Origin of the sequence: Staphylococcus caprae, from assembly GCF_003966625.1 — a bacterium.
Classification (GTDB): domain Bacteria; phylum Bacillota; class Bacilli; order Staphylococcales; family Staphylococcaceae; genus Staphylococcus; species Staphylococcus caprae.
The window spans coordinates 591,129-605,580 of record NZ_AP018587.1 but is presented as its reverse complement, the minus strand read 5'-3'; the positions used below and the strand labels follow the sequence as shown (position 1 = coordinate 605,580).

Genomic DNA, 14,452 nt, shown 5'->3' with positions numbered 1-14,452 from the left:
CTTTGAGAAAGGATAACTATTTTTAGTAAATCGTAATAATTACTATTTACAAATAAACTTTTTTCTTCCATAATATAGCTAGAAAAGGAGGAAAATGATATGAAACTAGATTTACAAACTGCACGACGTAATCTTAACAGTCCAAATATCAAAACAAGAAAACGTGCTTTAAAGATTATTAAACAACATAAAAGAGCTAAATAATTTTTAAAATTTAACTATGCAAATATCATTAAAAATATTTATTTGAATGTGAATCAACTTACGATATCGTTATCATTTCCCCGAATTGGGTAAGCTATTAAACATTTTATTCTTAAATTTCCTTACTATCAGCTTATAACTTCACAATAGAAAAGCCATTAAATGATAATTTAATACTTTATCATTTAATGGCTTGCGTTATTTTTCTATATTATAAATAGTATTTATCTTTAACATCCAAATCATCTGTTAATTCATAAACAAGTGGTGCACCTGTCTTAATTTCATATCCGACGATTTCCTCATCTGATAAATCTTCTAAATATTTGATTAATGCTCTTATAGAGTTACCATGTGCAGACACAAGTACTGTTTCTCCATCTAATAGATGTTGTGAAATTCGATCAGTCCATATAGGTACCACACGTTCTAAAGTATCCTTTAAACTTTCAGAGTACGGCATCATTCTTTTATCTAAGTGATTATATCTACGATTGCGTAAGTAATCATCACGTTGTTCTTCACTTTCTGCAGGCGGTTGAACATCATAAGAACGTCTCCATTGATGCACTTGCTCTTCGCCCCATTTTTCACGAGCATCATCTTTATTCAAACCTTGTAGTGCACCATAGTGTCGTTCATTGAGACGCCAACTTTTATGAACTGGAATCCATTGTTGATCAGAACCAGCTAAAATATATTGTGTAGTTTCTAAAGCTCTTGTAAGTAATGATGTATAAGCAACATCAATTTCCAATTTATTTTCTTCTACTTTTTTTCCTGCTGTTTTCGCTTCCTCAATACCTTGTTCCGATAACTTAACGTCTGACCACCCTGTGAATAAGTTTTTAGCGTTCCATTCACTTTGTCCATGACGACATAATATTAATTTTGGCATAAGAAAAACACCTTCCTAGTTTAAATTACTTAATTGGCCACACTTTTCTCTCACTACTTTTATTATAAAACGCAATTCCCATATTTCCCAAACAATTGTATGGCTATTTTAGTAATATCCTGTTCCCTTATCAATTTTTAAAATTCATCATCCTAACTCATAAAAAAATAGACCCCGCTCACATTAACAAAGAGCAAGATCTATTGATATGTTATGATATTGAGTCATTATTAATATGATGTTCCTTATCATTAGGTTCTGGATGAACATATACTGACGAAATGCCTTTACCATGTAAATGATTTTCAACTCTATCACAAATTTGATGCGCTTCATATAAAGATAAATCAGATTGAACCACAATCGTTACATCAAGAAAAATACTACTACCATGATATCTACCTTTAATGCTATTTACATCAATAACATCTTCCACTTCCAAGATATCATTACGATACTCTTCCAAATCCTTTTCATTAAAACCATCACTTAAAGTAAATATAGACTCTTTAAAGATTCCAAAACCTGTATAAATAATTAACAATCCTAAAAATGTCGCTAAAATAATATCGACAATCGGAAATCCAATTTGTGTAAATATTAGACCAATTGCTGTTCCGATACTAACTAAACTATCAGATAAATTATCTTTTGCGGCTGAACTTAATGAACTACTTTTTGTTCTCTTAGCAAGTCTGTGATTAACGTAAAATACACCTAACATAATTACACCACTTATAACACTAACAATAATAGTCATGATATTCGGGACATGTCTATCATGCGTGATTAATCTTGGCGCATTTTCAATAACGACTTGAATCCCTACAAACATAATAATGAACGAAACTAATAACGTTGAAATATTCTCAGATTTCAAATGACCATAAGGATGATTTTTATCAGCTGGTTTGATAGAAATTTTAAGACCTACAATAACAGCAATTGATACGAGAATGTCCGTCATATTGTTTAAAGCATCTGCTCTTACAGCAGCTGAATTATACATATATCCAACTACATACTTGGTTATCGATAAGATGATGTAAACGACTAAACTGAGGTAGGCACCACGTTGGGCTATCTTCAAATTTTCACTTTGAGACATGCGAACTTACCACCTTATTTTCCTTTAGTAATCATAGTATGAATCAATATTCGAGCTATTACAACGTTTTTTTATTTCTGTATTTTTTATGTAAACAAACTAATTAAATTTTTAGATTTACCTAATTTATTAATTTAATTTCATCAAATATGCCTCACTTTTATGGCACTTTCTTAAATCATTTTTCATATAAAAAATACCACCTAAACTTCAATCGACTTAGATGGTATGGTTAACAGTTTAATCTCGCAACAGCCATTTAGATAAGATAAAAGTAATTGGAATGGTAATCACTAATCCTGCAAATGGTGCAATTTCTGAAGAAATATGAAACCATTGCACGAATATGTATAACAATAGCGTTTGCATCCCCATATTCACAACTTGCGTTAACGGAAAACTCAAAAACTTTTTTAAAGTAGGTTTGACTTTATAAACAAAATAACAATTTAAGTAATATGAAATGATGAAACTCACAATAAATCCTGTGACGTGACTGACTAAGTAATTAACATTTAATAACTTTAGAAGTAATAAATATACAATATAGTAATTTAAAGTATTGATTCCACCCACTATTACAAATTTTATAATTTCATAATGTGTTTGGGTTAATCTCATTATGTGTCTCCTTTATTTATTCTCCATCTACTCCAAAAGGTACTACTTTAAATTTTAAATCTTTAGGTAAGTCATAATATGCCTTGAGATCATTTAAGTCCCTTTCCTGTGTAGGTGTTGTTAAATGTGTGTATCTTTCAAATGGTAAACGTTCTAGAATGATATTCTTATGACTTTTACCATTTTTAAGTTGCGTTTCAATATTTTCAATTCTATGTACACTATTATTATAAATCAAACTAAATCCTACAATTAAAATAAAGCTTAGTATACAAACTAGCGTTTTTATAAAAACTGTAGCACTGTTAATACTTTCACCATATTGCTTTGCAAAACAAAGTACAAGTATCATCCATAGTACATAAATAAAGTAAAAGTTCCGAGGGCCTATAGGCGCGACAAATAACAAAGGTAACGTTGCTAATACGATAGACACGAGACAGCCTATTGCGATGGCTCTCAGATATCTTTCATTTATCACTAATACAATGAAGTAAATCAAACTTACAAAATAAACGGTACATATTAGTAAATTTAAAACGGCGATTGAAAATGATTTCGTATACAATTCGAAATGAAATTGATTATAAATCAATACTTTATAGACAGGCAGACTAAATAAACAACTGAATAGTGCTATTTTTAAGATGATATGCTTCGTTTTAAATATTATATTTTTAAGTAATAGGCCCGCTACTAGTAGTGATATAACAGTTAATATTATATATTGATCAAGAAAGATATAATTTGGTAATTGCATCAACAATGTATAGCCTGCTTTATGTATGAATCCCCCTTTATCTGAAATTAAATAATATGCCGCTTTTCCTTCAATAATTTCAAAATAAATAGGATTTAAAAACATGATAATCGCACCTATACAACTTAGCATAAATCCTACAATTAAGTAATAACTGAGCTTTCTATGTTGAAAGAAATAAATAATTGAACCTATGAGAATCATTAAACTGTTGTATATTGTCATATTCTCTATGAATAATTGGCCGAATAAGCATGCGATTAAAAAAAGCCAAAGATGATTGATACTCGCTTCTTTCTCACCATAAAGTATATATATAATAGAATATAAAATAAAAAGCGAAACGATTGATGAAGGGATATAATTATAAAATCCTGCAAACCATCCATAAGTCTCACTATAAATTGAGCTTGGGATAATAATAGATAAAGTAAAAGTTATAATAATAAACAATAATTTTCTGTTCACATTTACTATCATGGTGCATAAATAGATGATGAAACATGACAAAAACGTATAGCTTAAACATTTGAAGATTGCGCTATGCATAGCAATAATTTCTAAAAAACTCCCCAAATATCTTCCATTATTCTGCATGAGATCATGACTCAATGAACTCAAATGAGAATTTAAGTACCAATGCCAATCTACAAACGATAATGGCGTTAAAATAGCCATAATGAAGTAGAAAACAATAATACCTATATACCAATAAAGTTGTTCGTGTTGTTTAATTTGATTCATAACTTATCCTTTCTGTGATGTCTTGATGTTCTATGAAAAACATGATTTATTTAAATTTTATTATAGACATATAATATTATAAAATACATCCTTTTACTAAAGATAATTATGAACATTACTTTAGTTGAAGTTCATTTTTATATAAAATAGAAATAAGACATACTAATAGGAAGTGATATCATGTGTCACATTTAAAAATTGTTATTGCACCTGATTCATTTAAAGAGAGCATGACAGCGAAAGAAGTAGCACAAGCCATTCAACAAGGATTTCAAGAGGTCTGGGATAATTATATTACATTCGATTTAATTCCTATGGCTGATGGTGGCGAAGGTACAACTGAGGCTTTAAAAGAAGCTTTAAACGCGATATCATACACCGCTAAAGTCAAAGACCCGCTTCATAGAGAGATTGAAGCAATGTACGCCATAAGTAATCAACATCAAACAGCAATCATCGAAATGGCGGTTGCTTCCGGCCTTGACTTATTGAAAGAAGATGAAAGAAATCCACTTTACTCATCTTCATATGGAACTGGACAACTCATTAATCATGCACTTCATCATGGTGTTAAAAAAATCATCTTAGGCATTGGAGGAAGCGCAACGAATGACGGCGGCGTTGGAATGTTGCAAGCATTAGGCGTTTCCTTTAAAGATGTTGACGATAAAGAGATTGCACAGGGTGGCGCAGCATTATCTTCCATTCATCGTATTGATATCTCTCAAATGAATCCATTACTACATGACGTAGAATTTAAAGTGGCTTGTGACGTAACTAACCCACTGTTAGGTGAAAATGGCGCAACCCAAGTATATGGACCTCAAAAAGGCGCAACAGAAAAGATGATACCAAAGTTGGATTCCGCACTTAGCCACTATCATGATAAAATTGAAGTAGAATTACACAAGCGTGTTAAAGATAGCCCTGGCTCAGGTGCAGCTGGCGGAATGGGAACTGCATTACTCGCTTTCTTAGATGCTAAGCTACAACCAGGAATCGAACTAGTTCTAGAGGAAACACATTTTCAAGAAAGAGTGAAAGATGCACATCTTGTCATTACTGGAGAAGGTCAATTGGATAAACAAACGATTTACGGTAAGACACCTATAGGCGTTGCGAAATCGGCCAAAGTCTTTGACATTCCAGTTATCGCAATTTGCGGTAGTCTCGGAACCAATTATCAAGCAGTGTATGAGCACGGCATTGATAGTGTCTTTAGTATTGTTGAACATCCATGCGATATTAAGACTGCTCTTGAAAATGGACCCAAATATCTTCAAAGAACTGCGTCAAACATCGCAAGATTAATCAAATTAAATTTATAATTAAATCTAAGACATTGAAGTTTACCATTATTAATGAGGTGACATTATGAAAAGAACAGACAAGTATAGAGATTCTTACAAATATGATAACCAATATCAAAATCATAAAAGACGAGCAGAAGAAGATGAATATCGAAACAGAGCACAATCTCAAAATCGACCAAACGCTCAACGACCAAATCAACATAGAGATAACAGAGGCTTTGAAGATGAACCGGAACGTTACTACAATGGCCGTGACTATCGTCGGGAACAGCAATTAGAAGAAGAAAATGAAAAATCAAGTAGAACTAAAAAATGGCTCATCGCACTTGTCGTTATATTATTAATTGTGGTAGCGATATTCGTAACACGCGCAATCATGAATCACAATGATGATAAAGTAAATAACGATCCAAATGTGTCTCAAAATTATAAAAAACAAGTTGAAAGTCAGAATGATGACATCAACAAACAAGTGGACTCTGCTAAAAGTGATATTAAAAATAATAAAAACAGTGAATCTCAAATTGATAAATTACAAAGTGAAATTGACAAATTAAAACAAAAAGAAGAAAACAATGCCGACTCTAAATTCACTCAATTTTATCAAAAACAACTAGAAAAACTTAAAAATGCTAACAACGCACAACAAAACAACGAAAACCAAAGTAAAATCAATAGTATGCTTGACGATATCAACACTAAATTTGATAGCATTAAATCAAAATTAGAAAGTATTCTTAACGGTAACAGCTCAAATTCAAATAATTAAAGCAACTCAATTCATACCCAATCGTCGAATCCATTTAAATCCTAGAAAGCAATGTAATCAACTAGCTTTCTAGGGTTTTTATTTATTTTAAATTTCAGATTAAAGTTTAATACTTACAAACATATGTAAAACGTATATAATTAATGCTGTAACTTGTTCAAAGGAGATTATTTATGACAAATTCAAGTGCCAAGCACTTCTCAATGATATTAATCATTATTCTAGGAGTAATGACTGCTTTCGGCCCGCTCACAATAGATACATACACACCTTCATTGCCTAAAGTTCAGCATGATTTTGGTACATCAACCTCAGAAATACAACTTACATTATCCTTTGCAATGATTGGTCTCGCACTCGGGCAATTTTTATTCGGTCCGATTTCAGACGTTTTTGGTCGTAAACGTGTCGCAATGATTTTAATGATAGGATACTTCATCGCATCAATGATTTCTGTATTCACTACACATCTCACATTATTTTTAATCATGAGATTCATTCAAGGATTAACAAGTGGCGGCGCGATTGTCATTGCCAAAGCTTCAGTTGGAGATAAGTATGATGGTAATGCGTTAGCTAAGTTTTTAGCATCTTTAATGGTAGTGAATGGGATTATTTCTATATTAGCGCCACTTCTAGGCGGATTGATATTATCCATTTCTAATTGGAGAAGGATATTTGCATTTCTAACATTCATCGCTGTCATTGTATTGGTTGGTGTTTTCTTGAAAATGCCTTCACACATACACACAGCCCAAAATCGTCTTAATTTCAAAGATATTCTACAAGATTTCATATATTTACTTAAAAAACCAGCATTTGTGATACCTATGCTGTTACAAGGGTTAACTTACGTGATGCTATTTAGTTATTCATCAGCATCTCCTTTTATTACCCAAAGGATATATCATATGAGTGCTCCACAATTTAGTGTTATGTTAGCGATTAATGGTGTAGGTTTAATCGTTGTAAGTCAGCTTGTCGCACTCATAGTTGAAAAAATAAGTAGACATAAGATTTTAATTTACTTAACACTTATACAAATTTCAGGAGTGATATTACTCGTCATAACATTAACTTTCCATCTGCCCTTATATGTGTTACTTATTGCGTTCTTTATTAACATTTCACCAGTAACCTCAATTGCACCATTAGGCTTTTCAATGGCAATGGAAGAGCGTACAGGTGGAAGTGGTAATGCTTCAAGTTTACTTGGATTGTTTCAATTTATCTTAGGTGGAATCATCTCTCCCCTCGTCGGTTTAAACGGAGAACATGACATGACACCTTATTTAATGATTATTAGTATCACTGCAATATTACTTGTTGTACTACAAATAATATATTTCAAACTGTATTCTAAAAAGGTTTCCTAATATCAAAATTTCCACCTTCTAAATATCATAGCCTCTAAAATGACTTTTAAGTAAAAGCATTTTAGAGGCTATGATCATATCTATTATTCAAAGTCTCTGTCATATCATGTTAGAAATGATATTTAGACAATTATGTTATGGTTAAGCAAATCAATGAATTGGCATCCAAATTTCTGTAATATAATTATCACTTTCTGTGTCGCCTTCTCTATATAATTCGAAAAATGGTGCTTGCTTAACTTCGATATTTTCATTTGGAATCAACTCTCGATGAATGTGATTCATTGTTTGTTGAACGCTTTTAGGAACAGGTCCTTTCGCTTCTACGACTAAATATTTTCCACCTTCTAAATAAAATGTATCCAAACCATCATGTGGGTCGTCAGCGCTAGTAACACCAATTGCATAGTCCATCGTTTTATCTTGATGAGGTATACATACACCTAAAAGTCCGTTGAGTTGTTGATCACTTTTTTCAATTAATCGTTCATCCAATTTCATTGAATGTACATCTTCCCAGAAATCTGCAATATTACTTTGTGCGTGTCCACCACTTTTATAATGTCTGTAAACACCAATAATCCTAGTTTTATCAAGATTTTTTATATTATAGTCCATTTGATATACCCCCGTTTAAAATTTTACTCAAATATCTTATAACCCCTTTTCACAATAATAACCTTATGAAAAAGAATAAACATTTTAATATACTAAATGAATCGTACGTTATATAATATTTAATACTACATAAATACTAGTACGTTGAGGAAAAAATTATGAAGAAAACGATTCTACCAGTTAAACCTATAAGTCAATTATTCCCGATACCTATGGTGATGGGTTGTGAGGGTGTTTCTGCAGCTATGTTACTCCAGTTTAATCATTATTCAATCAAAGCCACTCATATCATGAGTCAATGGCCCACCCATCCAAATAATCCATACAAAGGTTACGTGGGACATCCTTTACTAGTTAAGTTTGGTTATCATCAAACGATATTTCCAGATGCTTTTGTCCCATTTTTACAACAATATGATCAACGTGTAGTAAATGGTACAGGCACGAGTTTGGAACAACTTGAACAAATTATCAATCGTGGTCAACCTGTCATTATTTATCATACAAGTTTAGGCACTCGACCCCTTCATCGCGTTTTTCATTTAGATGATCAACCTACACGACTCGTATCGAATATTCATGTCACTTTACTTATCGGTTATGATGAGACTCACTACTATTATATCGACCCTTTATGGACTCGGATAGCAAAAGGTATCATCTTGCCGTCGATTATCCCCAATAAAAAACAGATCATTAAAATTAAAAAATCGAAATTAAAACGTAGTTATGATGCACCCGGTCAAATGTGTGTGTATATCAATCCTAATTAAATGAAAGAGGTCAGGATAAAAGTGTTCAGGATTTGAGCAGAACCAAACAATGAGTAAAATTGCTTCTCAAATTTTGTCGAATTGTGAATGTGTTACTTGCCGAAAATCCTGCTTTTGGGACGCCGTTAATCGGTCTCCCAGAGCATAAACGATAAAGTTCCCAACCTCTTTATGTTTATATTATATTTAAATACTAAATATCAAAATCTACTAGTGCGTGATTCATTTCCATCACCATATCTGGCGTTCTCCATTGTCGCTGATACCCTAAGCACGGACAAAGATAAGTTATTCCATTTTCCTTAATTTCCTTTCTAAAATGAACGTGCCCCATAATACTATATTTGATAGGATATGCTTCATAGATAGCATCAAAATCATGAGTCCCTATAAACGCATTGAAGAAATCAAAAATACGATGTGGTGTTGGCACAACAAATTGAGGATGTGTAACAATATGCGTCATTAATATGATATTCCGATTACACACTTGCTTGATATCCTCTTCTACTTTATTCGCTGCTATTTTAGATAGTTGTTGATCAGAGAGTGACCAATCCATTCTCACTTTATCTTGCCACGTTGCCCCGTAATGTTTACCTTTTTGGATTTTATCTTGAGTAAACCGTGTATCGGCATAGCTATAATCATACCAACCTGTATTTCCAACTATTGCCCATTCGTCATTAATAATGAAAGGTCGCCCAATTAGACATTCTTCTTTTGACTTGTAGTAATCTAAAATTTCAGTAGATGTTTTATCAGAATCATCTGACCATAAGTCGTGATTCCCAGGTATAAAGTATGTCGGAATATTAATATTATCCTTTAATTGCTTTATAAAATGATAACTCATTTGATAATCGTTAGAAATATCTCCCGCAATTAATAAGATATCTAGCTTTCTATGTTGAATAACCTGACTCAAGACATTTAAATATTCATCTTGCTCCAATTTTGGATGACGGTCTACATGTAAATCTGAAATTGCTCCTATTTTCATCGTTTAACCCTTCTCAACTATGATTAAATTAATATTTATTATTACATATCAAGAAATCAAAGTTAATTAATCAGTATTGTATAATGACTTGCTATTTGAAGAATAAGGATTATAATTAAGTATAATTTTTAGCTTTAATGAATTTTTATAAATTAAAATGATTGCGTTCGAATATTTTGATAATTCTAAAAAATCATAAGTATTTATTATCACAAATGTTACAATAAATGTATTTACTTATATTTCTGAAAATTATTGCTTTATTCAACTCATTTCTATATTATTAAACGAAAGAAAACGCTTTCATATTTGCTTTTCTGAGGAGGAAATCTATGGCTAGACAGTTGCATAGAGAGTTGAATAACAGACACATTCAATTAATCGCAATTGGTGGCGCGATTGGTACTGGATTGTTTCTAGGTTCTGGACAAACGATTTCGTTAACTGGACCTTCACTGTTATTTACCTACATGATTATTGGGATTATTTTATTCGCATTTATGCGCGCATTGGGAGAATTGTTATTAAGTAATTCTAGGTTTAATTCATTTGTAGATATTGCAAATGAATACTTAGGGCCTTTCGGAGGCTTCGTCATTGGATGGACATACTGGATTTGTTGGGTAGTATCAAGTATGTCTGATTTAACAGCTATGGGGCAATATTTTGCATATTGGTATCCTCAAGTCCCCCATTGGCTCACTGTATTATTTATTGTATTGATTTTAATTTCATTTAACTTACTTGGTGCCAGATTGTTTGGAGAGCTTGAATTTTGGTTTTCAATCATTAAAGTGGTAACGATTGTCGCGATGGTAATCGTTGGATTGGTTTTAATTTTCCTATCATTTAAGACGCACTACGGTCATGCATCATTTACAAACTTGGTTAAACACGGCGGCATGTTCCCACATGGTACATTCGGATTCTTAATGTCATTCCAAATTGCAGTATATTCGTTCATTGGTATTGAGTTAATCGGTGTAACTGCAGGTGAGACGAAAGATCCTGAAAAGACAATACCTAAAGCGATTAACAACGTACCTGTCAGAATTTTACTCTTCTATATTGGTGGTTTATTAGTCATTATGTCAGTGATACCTTGGGATAATATTGATCCGGACAGTAGTCCATTCGTTAAATTATTCAGCTTAATTGGTATTCCATTTGCAGCCGGCATCGTTAACTTTGTCGTATTAACTGCTGCAGCTTCAGCAACTAACAGTGGTATTTATTCTAATAGCCGTATTTTATTCGGTTTGGCTAAACAAGGTTTAGGACCTAAAGTGTTAACTAAAACGAATAGCAATGGCGTACCTTACCTTTCAATGTTTGTTTCATCAATCACGCTATTAGTGGCTGCATTATTAAATTTCATCTTCCCAGACGCCATCAAGTTATTCATCTACGTCACAACATTATCAACTGTTCTATTCTTAGTCGTTTGGGCGATGATTATCGTTTCATATATTGTTTATGTTAGAAAGAATCCCGAAGCACATAGAAATAGTAAATTTAAATTAATTGGGGGTCAAGGTGTTGCATTTGTCGTTTTAGCCTTTTTCTTCTTCGTGTTTATATTATTATTCTTTAGTAATGACACGCGTGCGGCAATATTTATCTCACCAATTTGGTTTATCTTCCTATTCTTCTACTATAAAAAGTACAAAACGAATGCTAAAGCTTTAGCCAAAAAACAACGCATACTCGATAAAAAGCATGCAGAAAACACATAAATTAAATTTAATAAAGAGGATTGGGGTATATCCATCCAAATACCATGGGAGTGGGGTCGCAATATAATTAAGCAAAATTATATTGCTGTCACTACTCCCTTTTTTATATCAATTATCATCATCTGTATGTATCTCTTCTTTTATGGGTAATAATCAAATAGATGATTATTTTTTTTATAAACATTGCAATCATGCTATTTATACGATGAAATGGTAAAATATATGTTATTGATTTTATAGAGGAGAATCATATGGAACTATTAGAAGCTTTCTTAATATTTATATTTGCAGTAATCGTAAGTTCTGTTTTACATAATATGTTTCCGAAGATACCTACTGCATTTATTCAAATCGGTTTAGGTGTGATTATCTTCATCCTACCTATCCCAATGCACTTCGAATTTGATTCCGAAGTATTTATGATGGCCGTCATTGCGCCCCTCCTCTTCGTTGAGGGGACACATGTTTCGCGAACTAAATTACTCGAATATCGCAAACCAATTATATTGATGGCAATGGCATTAGTTTTTACAACTGTCATCGGCGTTGGATATTTTATACATTGGATATGGCCTGATCTACCTATGCCAGCCGCTTTTGCGATTGCAGCCATCCTATGTCCAACTGATGCTGTAGCTGTTTCTGCGATTACACAAGGAAAGGTTTTACCAAAAGGATCAATGTCGATTCTTGAAGGTGAATCTTTACTGAATGATGCAGCAGGTATCATTTCCTTTAAAATTGCGGTCACTGCGCTTGTGACAGGTGTATTCTCTGCAATGAATGCCATTGAACAATTTATTATTTCTACTATTATTGGAATCTTAGTTGGTGCGATCTTTGGCATTATTGTTGTCAGAGTCCGTATTTACCTTACAGCGAATAAAGGGCTTAAGGACAATAACACTTTGACATTTATCCAACTACTTACACCATTTGCTGTTTACTTTTTGGCCGAAGAACTTCATGCATCAGGCATTATCGCTGTCGTTGTAGCAGGTTTAATTCATGGTTTAGAACGAGACCGTTTAATCCGTGCACAAACAGAATTACAAATGAACTTTACGCAAATATGGAATACGCTGAGTTATGCATTAAATGGATTTGTATTTGTGGTGCTCGGCTTTATGGTACCCGAAGTGTTGATGGAGATTGTTAAAGAAGAACCTGAGAATATTAAATTCCTAATTACGATTACTTTGTTAATTGCACTTGCAATCTATGTATTTCGCTTTATATGGGTCTTCTTATGGTATAAAGATTTTTATTTCCCGAAAAATATCCAATATTATATGAATGAGTCGGAGGATGAAGAAACACCTCCAAAGCGAGCACATTATGCATTCATTATGACAATGTGCGGAATACACGGTACAATTTCACTCTCAATGGCATTAACCTTACCGTATATGATTAATCATGGACATCAATTTGAATATCGCAATGATTTATTATTTATTGCATCGTTAATGGTCTTAATTAGTTTAATTTTAGCTCAAGTCATCTTACCTCTGATTACGCCTTCTGAGGAGGAACCTCAATTCAAAGGTATGAGTTATCAATCGGCTAAGATTTTCATCGTTCAGAATGTGATAGATCATTTTAAAAAGGAATCTAAAGAACAGCCAACAGTAGATTATAGACAAGTGATGAACCAATACTTCCAAGAATTAGGATTTCTGTTAAATATAGAGCCAGATAATAAGAATACGAAGGAACTTCGGAGATTAGAAGATATTGCTGAAGATGTTGAAACAGAGACATTGGAACGACTTATCAATAGTGGCAAAATCGATGCAACAAATTTACGTGATTATCGTAGCGTCATGGATGCAACGCAAGCGTATAATGAAAAAACTTTCGTTGAAAAATTCACACGTTTCTTCAGAATGATTTACTTACGTTTCAAAGCTAGAAAAAATCGTAGAAAAGAAGAACGCTTAGTTCATAAACAAGCGCATGCAAAATTAAAAGAAGCACATCAACCGTCTAGTGAAAACAAAGAAAAAATTAGAGAACAACGTGAAGCTTATAAAAATTCTCGAAAAGAATTGAAAGAACAACGTGAAATTAGGAAGCAACAATTTTACGGAAGTTATAAACAAGTTCAAAAGATATTAAGAATTGTTAATCATCATATCGTTCTAAGAATGAAGGAAGAACAAAATAGTTCAAATGTATTAGAAGTGAGTTTAGTCATTAATCAATACTATTCACTATCCAGAATGTTACGTAGCCGTTCCCGTCATCTCACGAAGACATCTAAAGAAAACGGTCAACATACAAATGAACTCGTTCCTGAAATTCAAAGAGAGTTGAAATTAGAAGGCTTATATACACAAAGAAGTGTATTAGATGAATTAATTAAGCGTAATAAAATTACAAATGAAGTCGCAACTCAAATACGTGAAAACATCAACTATAATGAAATTGTCCTATCACATGAATCAGATGAATAGAACTTAATAAATCATTGGATACCTCAATATAAAAGGCTCAGAAAGATGATTAACACATTCTTTCTGAGCC

General features: G+C 32.5%; 13 protein-coding genes. 7 read left to right on the top strand and 6 right to left on the bottom strand.

Annotated features, from left to right (window positions below):
- The first annotated feature begins 99 nt into the window (after positions 1-99).
- Entirely contained in the window at positions 100-204 is a 105-nt protein-coding gene (locus tag JMUB898_RS02690) for a putative metal homeostasis protein (protein ID WP_000762708.1), read from the top strand.
- Positions 205-415: 211 nt separating this feature from the next.
- Here the strand turns inward: JMUB898_RS02690 and JMUB898_RS02685 are convergent, their stop codons facing one another.
- The 4 genes from JMUB898_RS02685 to JMUB898_RS02670 all read right to left on the bottom strand — a co-directional run bounded on the left by JMUB898_RS02685 (position 416) and on the right by JMUB898_RS02670 (position 4,335).
- On the bottom strand, positions 416-1,102 hold the full coding sequence (locus JMUB898_RS02685) for a 2,3-diphosphoglycerate-dependent phosphoglycerate mutase (RefSeq protein WP_002444129.1): 687 nt from the start codon (positions 1,100-1,102) through the stop codon (positions 416-418).
- 211 nt (positions 1,103-1,313) lie between these two features.
- A complete protein-coding gene (locus JMUB898_RS02680; protein WP_044466783.1) occupies positions 1,314-2,210 on the bottom strand; it encodes a cation diffusion facilitator family transporter in 897 nt (298 codons plus the stop codon).
- A gap of 240 nt (positions 2,211-2,450) precedes the next feature.
- Positions 2,451-2,831, bottom strand: a complete 381-nt coding sequence (locus JMUB898_RS02675) for a GtrA family protein (protein WP_002444133.1) — start codon at positions 2,829-2,831, stop codon at positions 2,451-2,453.
- A 16-nt stretch (positions 2,832-2,847) separates the two neighbouring features.
- A complete protein-coding gene (locus tag JMUB898_RS02670) occupies positions 2,848-4,335 on the bottom strand; it encodes a DUF6056 family protein (RefSeq protein ID WP_002444135.1) in 1,488 nt (495 codons plus the stop codon).
- A 182-nt stretch (positions 4,336-4,517) separates the two neighbouring features.
- Between JMUB898_RS02670 and JMUB898_RS02665 the strand changes: the two genes are divergently transcribed.
- From JMUB898_RS02665 to JMUB898_RS02655, 3 genes are all read left to right on the top strand, one after another.
- Positions 4,518-5,663 (top strand): glycerate kinase, encoded by a 1,146-nt coding sequence (locus JMUB898_RS02665; RefSeq protein WP_002444138.1) that lies wholly within the window; start codon positions 4,518-4,520, stop codon positions 5,661-5,663.
- Between the two features lie 46 nt (positions 5,664-5,709).
- A complete protein-coding gene (locus tag JMUB898_RS02660; protein ID WP_002444140.1) occupies positions 5,710-6,417 on the top strand; it encodes a hypothetical protein in 708 nt (235 codons plus the stop codon).
- 173 nt (positions 6,418-6,590) lie between these two features.
- Positions 6,591-7,793: a putative multidrug effflux MFS transporter TcaB gene (locus JMUB898_RS02655; protein WP_037541644.1), complete on the top strand. Its 1,203-nt coding sequence runs from the start codon at positions 6,591-6,593 to the stop codon at positions 7,791-7,793.
- A gap of 150 nt (positions 7,794-7,943) precedes the next feature.
- On the opposite strand, the gene JMUB898_RS02650 is transcribed toward JMUB898_RS02655, so the two are convergent.
- Positions 7,944-8,411, bottom strand: a complete 468-nt coding sequence (locus tag JMUB898_RS02650; RefSeq protein ID WP_002444144.1) for a GyrI-like domain-containing protein — start codon at positions 8,409-8,411, stop codon at positions 7,944-7,946.
- A 158-nt stretch (positions 8,412-8,569) separates the two neighbouring features.
- Between JMUB898_RS02650 and JMUB898_RS02645 the strand changes: the two genes are divergently transcribed.
- Positions 8,570-9,184 carry a C39 family peptidase gene (locus JMUB898_RS02645; RefSeq protein WP_002444146.1) on the top strand — a complete coding sequence of 205 codons (615 nt, stop codon included), beginning with the start codon at positions 8,570-8,572 and terminating at the stop codon, positions 9,182-9,184.
- Between the two features lie 193 nt (positions 9,185-9,377).
- Here the strand turns inward: JMUB898_RS02645 and JMUB898_RS02640 are convergent, their stop codons facing one another.
- Positions 9,378-10,187: a metallophosphoesterase gene (locus JMUB898_RS02640; RefSeq protein ID WP_002444148.1), complete on the bottom strand. Its 810-nt coding sequence runs from the start codon at positions 10,185-10,187 to the stop codon at positions 9,378-9,380.
- Between the two features lie 332 nt (positions 10,188-10,519).
- On the opposite strand from JMUB898_RS02640, the gene JMUB898_RS02635 reads away from it, so the two are divergent.
- Together JMUB898_RS02635 and JMUB898_RS02630 are read left to right on the top strand one after the other, a co-directional pair.
- Positions 10,520-11,923, top strand: coding sequence for an amino acid permease (locus tag JMUB898_RS02635; RefSeq protein WP_002444151.1), 1,404 nt, complete (start codon positions 10,520-10,522; stop codon positions 11,921-11,923).
- A 251-nt stretch (positions 11,924-12,174) separates the two neighbouring features.
- Positions 12,175-14,382, top strand: a complete 2,208-nt coding sequence (locus JMUB898_RS02630) for a cation:proton antiporter (RefSeq protein WP_002444153.1) — start codon at positions 12,175-12,177, stop codon at positions 14,380-14,382.
- Positions 14,383-14,452: the final 70 nt, after the last annotated feature.